Annotated in this window: 9 protein-coding genes; 2 read left to right on the top strand and 7 right to left on the bottom strand. The window is 44.3% G+C overall.

Going from position 1 to position 8,896, the window contains the following annotated elements; translation table 11 throughout:
- Positions 1 to 678 precede the first annotated feature (678 nt).
- Positions 679 to 1,029 (top strand): response regulator, encoded by a 351-nt coding sequence (locus WCK19_RS17760; RefSeq protein WP_342398742.1) that lies wholly within the window; start codon positions 679 to 681, stop codon positions 1,027 to 1,029.
- Between the two features lie 214 nt (positions 1,030 to 1,243).
- On the opposite strand, the gene WCK19_RS17765 is transcribed toward WCK19_RS17760, so the two are convergent.
- The 3 genes from WCK19_RS17765 to WCK19_RS17775 all read right to left on the bottom strand — a co-directional run bounded on the left by WCK19_RS17765 (position 1,244) and on the right by WCK19_RS17775 (position 5,440).
- On the bottom strand, positions 1,244 to 1,438 hold the full coding sequence (locus WCK19_RS17765; protein ID WP_342398743.1) for a hypothetical protein: 195 nt from the start codon (positions 1,436 to 1,438) through the stop codon (positions 1,244 to 1,246).
- A 25-nt stretch (positions 1,439 to 1,463) separates the two neighbouring features.
- On the bottom strand, positions 1,464 to 4,364 hold the full coding sequence (locus WCK19_RS17770) for a C1 family peptidase (protein WP_342398744.1): 2,901 nt from the start codon (positions 4,362 to 4,364) through the stop codon (positions 1,464 to 1,466).
- A gap of 494 nt (positions 4,365 to 4,858) precedes the next feature.
- A complete protein-coding gene (locus WCK19_RS17775; RefSeq protein WP_342398745.1) occupies positions 4,859 to 5,440 on the bottom strand; it encodes a copper chaperone PCu(A)C in 582 nt (193 codons plus the stop codon).
- A 203-nt stretch (positions 5,441 to 5,643) separates the two neighbouring features.
- Here WCK19_RS17775 and WCK19_RS17780 point away from each other — a divergent pair, with 203 nt between their 5' ends.
- Positions 5,644 to 6,117: a nucleoside deaminase gene (locus tag WCK19_RS17780; RefSeq protein ID WP_342398746.1), complete on the top strand. Its 474-nt coding sequence runs from the start codon at positions 5,644 to 5,646 to the stop codon at positions 6,115 to 6,117.
- On the opposite strand, the gene WCK19_RS17785 is transcribed toward WCK19_RS17780, so the two are convergent.
- The 4 genes from WCK19_RS17785 to WCK19_RS17800 form a co-directional block, all read right to left on the bottom strand.
- Positions 6,114 to 6,542 (bottom strand): hypothetical protein, encoded by a 429-nt coding sequence (locus WCK19_RS17785; protein WP_342398747.1) that lies wholly within the window; start codon positions 6,540 to 6,542, stop codon positions 6,114 to 6,116. The two genes, WCK19_RS17780 and WCK19_RS17785, sit on opposite strands and share 4 nt — an antisense overlap.
- Before the next feature lie 299 nt (positions 6,543 to 6,841).
- Complete coding sequence (locus WCK19_RS17790; protein ID WP_342398748.1) at positions 6,842 to 7,006, bottom strand: phosphatidate cytidylyltransferase; 165 nt, start codon at positions 7,004 to 7,006, stop codon at positions 6,842 to 6,844.
- Positions 7,007 to 7,011: 5 nt separating this feature from the next.
- Complete coding sequence (locus tag WCK19_RS17795; RefSeq protein ID WP_342398749.1) at positions 7,012 to 7,812, bottom strand: MvaI/BcnI family restriction endonuclease; 801 nt, start codon at positions 7,810 to 7,812, stop codon at positions 7,012 to 7,014.
- Positions 7,813 to 7,857: 45 nt separating this feature from the next.
- Positions 7,858 to 8,775: a DNA methyltransferase gene (locus WCK19_RS17800; RefSeq protein WP_342398750.1), complete on the bottom strand. Its 918-nt coding sequence runs from the start codon at positions 8,773 to 8,775 to the stop codon at positions 7,858 to 7,860.
- Positions 8,776 to 8,896: the final 121 nt, after the last annotated feature.

The following is an 8,896-nucleotide window of genomic DNA, read 5'->3' on the forward strand; positions in this document are numbered from 1 at the left end:
AACTCAAAACGGATGATTTTCTCGAAATTATCCGAACCATTACCTAGTTTTCGCCGATTTTGGAGGGGGTTTGCGAAACACCCGCTCTAAATGGCTTCTGGGAGCTATTCTAACACAAGTTTGTTTGATTTGCCACACATTTAGGCATCAAATCAGGGCGGATTCAGAGAATAATATTTTTGACAATTGCCGAACTCAGCATATTGGCAACCTGTAAAATTCCAGAAGTGGTAGCAAGCTCAAACTGAAACGCCCTGTTTCTCTTATTTTGCCAATTTGCCACTTGTAATTAATCTTAATCTGTATTAAAATATCTTTATCAAGGCAATTCTATATATTTCCCCTTTAAATTCCTTAGAATAGTTTAAAGGTCTGGAGAATAGCAGTAGCGTGTTGAAAGCGGTAAATTTCTATTAATAGGTTCAATCAGTCCGGCTTCGCCACATAGGGTAATTACGTATAGTTTATAATTATACTACACACCACCTTTAGTTATACACCCTAATTTATTGACATATCTTTTGCAGCCTACTGCGATGTAGCAGCAGGTTGGCTTATGCTACTTATCGCAATGGCGCGATAGGTAAGTTTTTTGCCACATAAATTAAACTAGGGGTGGCGCTAACCCGTCACCCCTTTATTTTTTTGCGCCTAATTTTACATAAAGGAAACAGACATTTGGTAGTTCTTGTTATTAATGAAATTCCTGACTTGCGAAAAGTTGTGCGTACATTCTTTGAATTACAAGGGTATGAGGTGGTTGAAGCCGGGCATCCTGTTGAAGCTTTTTCACAGGCGATTGAATACAAACCGCAGTTTGTGGTAGTGGATAATGTTGTGGACTCAATACCTTGCCTTGCTATTTGTAAGAATATCCAGACAATTCCAGAATTGGAAGCGGTTGAATTTGTAGTTCTTACTGATTTTGATGATGAACTACCCGCTGTTTCTGGTATCAATCTAAAAGGAATTATTACCAAGCCCAACATAGTACCTAAGTTGAGAAATTATTTTCCCCCTTTGAAATAATATATCCCTTCTAACTTTTCGCCCTCCCTGTCGCACTCCAATGAGTCGGGCAAAACCCTCCCGGCTCTATTATCTTTCCCTGCAATGCCTCTCACCCCTTGCGTAATTCGTTTGTTTCAAATGGGGGAAATAAAAAGAGCGCCCGACCAAAGGCGCTCCCCACAGAAAGGATTACAGACCATGACAACTTCCGACCAAAGAAGCCGCATTTCCTCTATATTTTACCACAAGATTCAAGCACTTTCAACAAGAGAGGCAACCATTTTAGGGCTTTTGCAAAGTCAGTATTTATATTTTCAACGGTTCCCCAAACTACCAAGAGAATTAACCCGTAGGGGCGACGCTGGATTCGCCCTTCGCCCGATTGCCCCCCACCCCATGAGATTTGCGCCAAACAAAAAGGGCGCATCGGAATGCGCCCCTACGTTTGGCAATTATTTGGTAACTGACACGCAGGTAAGTTTATTTCCGCTACCGCCCGTAGTTTTTATTTGAATCCCGTGAATATCCAGACCCTTGAGAACTACGTTTCCGCCCAAATCTAAAACTACGCCGGAAGACCCATTTATAACAACGGGCGTGGAACCGCTGCTGCAATTGCTCCCCAAGATAGTCATCCCGTATGGCACGGACGGTAACGGCGAGGTGATGTTTATCGTGCCAGTTACCCCAAAACCGATGCTTTGGTTAGGGACAGCATGGGACAACGAATACCTGAACGTGCCAGAGGTATTAGTATCGGCGAGGCTTCCAACCGTAAAATCGGGGTCAGTAGTCGCGCTATTACTATAGGCATAATCTATCGAACTGTTCAAGCCCACCGAATAGCCCGCCGAATTGTAGGATTGGATGCGGTAGTAATAGGTGGTAGCCGATTTTAGTAGGCTGGTATCTTGATAAGTCGTAACGTTTGCGCCCACAGTCACGGGCGTGTTCCAAGTTACATTATCGGCGCTACGCTGGATACTAAAGCCGGTTTCATTACTAGAGTTATCCGTCCAAGACAAGTCAATCCGGCTGCTGGAAACCTTTGAAGCCAGTAGCGCAGAGGGCAGTGTGGGTGACGACCCGATTCTTAAATGAATGGTATAAGTTCCGGTGTAATAATTACCCCAAGATTGCAGCTTCACATAATAAGTACCGGCTGTCAGAGTAGCTACTATCCTAGAAGCGAACCCTGCCCCGCCGTCATCATCATAGGTTAGATAAGTAAAATTGTTCGGTCCGTACAAGTACATGGCACTGTCGTACAAGGTATAGGGCGAGGTAACAAAGGTGTCAAGGGTATAAGTATTAGTGACCGGAACAGTAAAGGTGTACCAATTGGCATCCCCAAGTGAATTAATATAGTAGGTTACATCCGCGCCATCTAGCGTTAAAGTAAACATGCTACCGCTTGTAGTGGTAGAACTCTCATTGGAATAATCAGAATAACCTTGATTGTTGTAAGCGCGAATCTTGTAATAGATGAGCATACTTGGAACGGCAGCCAAATCAGTGTAAGAAGTGGCGTTTGCGCTGGGAGAGCTAATTATAGACCAAGAGCCGCCGCTGCCTATTTTGCGCCAAATCTCAAACCCCACTTCTTCGGAAGAATTATCCACCCAAGTTAGGTTCACTGAGGTAGAAGAAACAGTGGTAGCGGTCATACTAGTGGGCGCGGAGATGCAAGCTAGTGTAAAACCATCTACCCATCCCACAAGGTTTGATTCTCCAAAGGCATTATAGGAGCTAACCATATAAGAAAATCCGGCGCTACAATTAAGGTTGCTATCCGTGAAAGTGGTAACGTTAGCCCCAACCGAACCCCAGTATATAAAGCTAAGGATGCTGCCGTCCCACCGGTAGATTTTAAACCCGCTCTCATCGGAGGAATTATCCTGCCAACTAAGCCGAATGCTAGTTTTTGACAATGTGGTTGTAGCCAAGTTAGAGGGCATTGCGGGCGGGGTGACGCTAGAAATAGGAGCATTTAGGCTGGCGTTGTTAAATTCAACTCCCCCGCTATCCACAATCTTGACGGTCAGGTTGTTGTCGCCAAGACTCAAGTTGCTGATGCTAACGGGAATGGCAAAAGAGGTAGCAGGCGTGGAAGAGCTTCCCACAATCGCGCCGCTTTTGTACACCGTAGCCGTAGCGTTGCGGTTGGTATTGAAAGAAATGGTGGCGCTGCCGCTGCCGCCCGCGCTACTGGTCGGGTAAGAGGTAAACTGAAGTTGGTTGCGATTTACCATAACTTCACCCCATTGGGAAAAATAGCGGACAAAGTTGTAGCTTAACCAAGTATAGCCGCCGTTGCCCCAATAAGTTCCCCAAGAATTAGCCATTCTGAAAGCGCCCCGGCTGTCATCATAGCCTATTAGGGTAATGGCATGGTTGCCGCGCGATGCCGCTGAACTGCTAAGGCTGTGCGTAACTTGGTAATTATAATCGTTGGTGGCATTATCAAACTCGCTATATACCGGTATAGAAATTACCACCAAATCGCCGTTAGCCAGATGTTCTCTTATTAGGTTTACGTCTATGCCATAAGGATTTCCGTATGTATCATAGGTTTGCCAATAAAGTACCTGACGGCTTGCAGCTTTATAATTGGCGGCATTAGCAAGCTGTCCAGCGGTGGGTTGTAGCAAGTAATTGGATTGGTTATAAGGGAAACTGGATAGGGTATCCGCGCCTTTATCAATCATCAGTTGAAAAGCGTCGCTTATATAAGAACCGGCATCAGCGCCGAAGTTTATTTGGTTATAAATAAAAGCCGGGCTGTATTGGTGAAGCGGGGTGTTGACCGCCCAGTTAAATTTCTTTTCTTCCTGAAAAGTTTTGTAATAGTAGCCAGTAGCCCAAGCTGTGCAGCTACCTTGCGACCCCTGATTGCCGATTGGCGGCATAAGATAGGTATAATCCACACTCGCCGGCAAGTTGCTGCGGACAGCTCTAGGTTTAAGCGGTGGTAGAGCAGCAAGCTCTTTCGGCGATGGAAGCTTGAGTCCGGTGGGATGAAGGGGCGTGGGGTTGACTGCGGGTGTGGCAGCCGGTACCGGAGTAGCGGTTGGCACAGGTATCGAACTATCAGTTTGATTAGGCGGAGGCGGTTGGGTTGTTTGCGCGAAGTTAGGCAACCCGGTTATTTCAGGCGTTAGCGTTGGTTTAGCTTCAACTTGGCTGCTTATCTTGGATTGGTCGGGGAAGGCTGCCCGGCTCAAGGGCGGCGTATCATTTACCCACGAAAAGCAAGCTAAGAGAAATATGCACAAAAAAAACAGGGGGATAAGCCGGAAGCCGGCACGCCTCCCTGAGCGTTTGGTCTTTAGCAACGATAGAAGTTTTCTCATCGGCTTAATCCCCTCTTATATTTGTTTGTTTGCTTCAGTCCCCTTCAACTTATACGATGCAATGGGTGGGTAGGAACTGGAACGCTAAGGCTACGAAGTTCTTTAAGTTGCTTCAGTCCCCTTCAACGAGGCAGTTGAAGAATTTCTAGGATAAATTATATCACAGTCTTTTCAGGTTTAGCAACAAACAATTTATTAATCTAAATTAATACGGGAAGCAATTAATCCATTTCCCATTAAACTTTTGTGCATGCCAACAAGGGCGCATTCCATTTTGGATTTTGGATTGCCGATTTTGGATTGAAGCCCTCTTACCCATACCAAGAGAATTAACCCGTAGGGGCGACGCTGGAGTCGCACTCTCCCCACGATTTGTTCAAATCAAAAATTGTGACGCTTCATATTATATACGCCAATTTGCGATAAAATAGGGCGAGGGATAATTGCGCCCCCCGCCCCATTTCGGCTGTTTATCTTTGGAGAAAAAGCTGTTATTAGGCGGCGCGAATCTCCGCCTCTACTACAACTTTACCGGCTTTCTCGAAATTCAGCGTCACTGACACTTTTTGACCAACGGTGAGCGGTTGCTTAATCCCAAGTAACATGATGTGCAGACCGCCGGGAGCAAGCGTCAGCGTACCGTTCGCGGGAACGGGGGCAGTTTCGGCAAGTACCATCTTGGAATTGACAAAGGTGTGAACTTCCACCGCTTCCGCAATGCTAGATTGACCGCCCAAAAGCTTATCCGCTTCCGCTCCGCTGTTCGTAATGGTCAAAAACATTCCGGTCATTACCATAGAGCTTGCGCCGGGAGTACCCATCGCCGCCATTGTGGTGGCAGCAGCCGTAGTAGCCATACCACCCGCCATTGTGGCGGTACTAGGGAGAACGATATACGCGCCGCTGACCTGAATTTTTCCGGCAGTCGCCGCGGTAGTAGCTCCAGCAGTAGTGGCAACTTTGGCGGTAGAGGCAGCGGTGGTGGGGACAGGAATCGAAGTAGCGGTATTATCGCCGCAAGCAGCCAATATTAAAAGTAATACCATGAAAAATGAACCTGTTTTGAAAAAACTCATCAAAAACCCTCCTACTAACTAAAGGTTATAACAACTTAGCTAGGTTTAATAACATCGATTCACCCCAAAGATTCTTAACCAGTTAAAATTGTATAATTGATTGCCCTTGTTGGCAATAGTTTTTTTCGTTAAACATGGCGGAATAATTCCATCAATCGTGGAGGAATTGCATAGTTACGGGCTTGCGGTTATAATCTTGCGCGATGAAACAACCACATGAACTGTATATGCGAGAGGCGTTGAGCCTGTCGGAGGAGAGCGTTCGTAAGGGCGGGGGTCCGTTCGGGGCGGTTATAGCGCGTGAGGGCGAAATTATCGCGGCTGCCGCAAATTCGGTTACGCTTAGCTGTGACCCCACCGCTCACGCCGAAATTAACGCCATTCGCCAAGCCTGCGCCCGTTTGCAAAGCTATGACCTAGCGGGCTGTATCATCTATACCTCTTGCGAACCCTGCCCCATGTGCTTGGGCGCAATCTATTGGGCGCGACTGGACGCGGTTTATTACGCCAACACCCGCGCCGATGCTCAGGCTATCGGCTTTGACGACTCGTTTATCTATGATGAAATAGCGCGTCCGCTAGAGCAACGCAAAATCCCCCTGAGCCAATTGCTCCGGCAAGAGGGCTTGACGGCTTTCGAGGAATGGCGCATGAAGTCGGACAAAACCGAATATTAGTTGTGGCGCAAATTTCCAGAGAACCGCTGCAAGGTCGAAACCGCTACTAAACCGCTTGCCAATACACAGGCGCTTGCTATCGAGAAAGGCGCTACCCATGTTAACCACCAATACAAATCTACCTCAGTTTTATTAAGCGAACTGCTGGAGAGTGTAGAGAATATCACCAATAGCAGCGTTGGCGCTCCAACCAGCAGCAGCAAAGCGGCTCCGATAGAGGGATGTTTCAGTACCAGCAATGCGCCGATGAGCGCGACCAACGCCGGGATGGGAAATATAATCATATCGTCCCAAGCAATATTCTGCCAGTTATTGTTCCGCAACGCCTCCCCAATAGTCCCGCTGATTTGTACCAGCAGATAAACCAGCGGTATTATTGCGCCGATTAGACCGAGATTTCGAGAGATTTTCAACCGCTTTTCCATATTGTTACCTCCTTCCTACTCTAACCAACGAGTAAATGGAGAATTTGAGCTTCCTATTCCTACCGATTAATTATAACGCTTATCGGTAAAAATTCGGGTTATAGAAAGTAGAAGGGGAGAAAAAAAAGTCGTTGGGTAGTAACCACCGACTTTTAAATAGGATTTAGGGTTCTTTAGGTTATCTGAGCAGCTGAGAATAATCTCAGCTACCCCTATTATACAGCCTAATTAAAAAATCATGTCTAAATATTACCTAAGAATTGCCTAAAGTTATGGTAAACAAAATTTAATGCGAAGGTCTAGCGATAAAGCAGCTTGAAAAGAAAGGTGAGGGTGAGGACTATTAGTAGCGCATCAATGCGGTCTAGCAAGCCGCCATGACCGGGAATGAGCTTGCCCGAATCTTTGGTATCAAAGCGGCGTTTGAACCACGACTCGAACAAATCGCCGCCGATGCCGCCCACCGCCTTTAAAGTATAATATCTTGTGAATAATGATATAAATCAGGTATTTTATTCTGCCGTACTCTTATTTTTGTGCCGTGATTGTGTCCTGTTCGCGCATCAAAATCTATGAGTACATCTCCTTTTCTTAAAGCATCAAGAAAATTATCAAAACTAAATTCCCTTAAGATTTTGAGCTTTTCGTATTGCAGGTATTCAATTCCTTCTAGCTTTTTTGAATTTGCCTGTACATAGAAACAGTTAATTAACTTTGTACCAATAATACTTTTTAAATCACTGAACCCCCAATATGGTTGGGGATTGAGCTCTCCTAGCCCTGTTCTTTGCTCCACGGCTTCTAACCACATAGAATGTTCTAGCGCAACCATAGAAGCATTAAAAGAAATCTCAATTCTTTGGTCTTTATCATTAATTACTACTTTAAAGCCTCTATCACTTGTCGTATTACTGCTAATGGTTTGCCTAAAGCTCATCTCATTTTCGGGATATTTAATACCAGCTTCTTGGTGCCTCCATCCATATTTTGGCAATAAAATATCTGGCACAAATTTTAATGCTCTGGGTGAGGGTTCTATATGTTTTAAGGTAATTAATGAAGTTGTACCAATTCTTTGTCCCTTTAATTCCCATTCTGCCGCATTAGGAATGGGTAGATTATTTTCCTTAATTCCTAATAAATCCTCCAAAGTATTTCCTATACCCCCAACATTTCCTGGTCGAGCATTAGGTATCCATCCCCTATTTTTTATTTCTCTAAGACGCTCAATAAGGTTTTCTTTGGTAAATATGGGTGTTGGCTGTTCCATTTTTAATTTAGCTTTCTCCAAGTAAGAAAATGGGATATTTGATGTTTAAGTATTTCGTTCAGAATTTACTTTATCCTTGACTTGTTCAGGGCGCCAGAAATCCAGAAGATACTCATAAGTAACGCCCATAGTTATATAATTGCTGGGCCAACCGAAGATACCAATATTATTGACGATATTCGTTCTATCCCAAATAATAGTATTCCTTAATTCATATCCTCGCTTTCTCATTTCCTCAACAAGAGCAATATGCAAAGTAATTCGCTCATTTTCCCACCACATATCAGGAATGTTAATTACACAACGACCTTTTGGTCTGAGTAGGGGTAACATACTTTCAAAAATATCACCCATTGCTATAGCCCATTCATCAATAGGTAGAGTTCCTAAATCATTTTCATTTTGCGAGTATTGTTCAACTTTGCCTAGTTGTTCATTTTTTCTTGAACGCATGGACTTGTTTTTCCTGACTCTATTGAGAAGATTGGCATAAGGAGGTGAAGTCCAGATAAGCCCAACTGTACCGGGTTTAAAGTAATTTGATATATTACGGGCATCATCATTTATCGCAATCTGTTGAGTAGCATTTAACAAAGAAGTTTGCATAAGCCGCTCATTACAAAGATCAATATATTTTTGCTGTAAATCGAAGCCTACCGCATTTCTATTAGCGTCCCGAGCAGCGACAAGTGTTGTGCCGCTACCGATGAATGGGTCAATGACCAACTCACCTTCATGAGTGAAAAGCTCAATTACTTTCCTTGCTAGGCTTATTGGGAATGTTGCAGGGTGTTTTTCTTTATCTCTAATGTCTCGTTTCTCGTAGTTGAATTGCCATACTCCTATTTGGCATTTAATCCAATCTTTTGCAGTTAAACAGTTTAATTTATTGGGCGTACAATCACAGTGGCGGTTAAAGCCAATATCTAGTATAGGGGAAATTTCAGCTTTTTCTATTGTCATTAGATTTTATTCCTCTGTTGGTGGGGTTATATATTACTCTTGCATTTTACAACAACTATTCAAATTTAGCGATAAAGCAGCTTGAAAAGAAAGGTGAGGGTGAGGACTATTAGTAGCGCAT

The sequence above is a fragment of the Candidatus Chlorohelix sp. genome, assembly GCF_037138995.1.
Taxonomy (GTDB): Bacteria; Chloroflexota; Chloroflexia; order Chloroheliales; family Chloroheliaceae; genus Chlorohelix.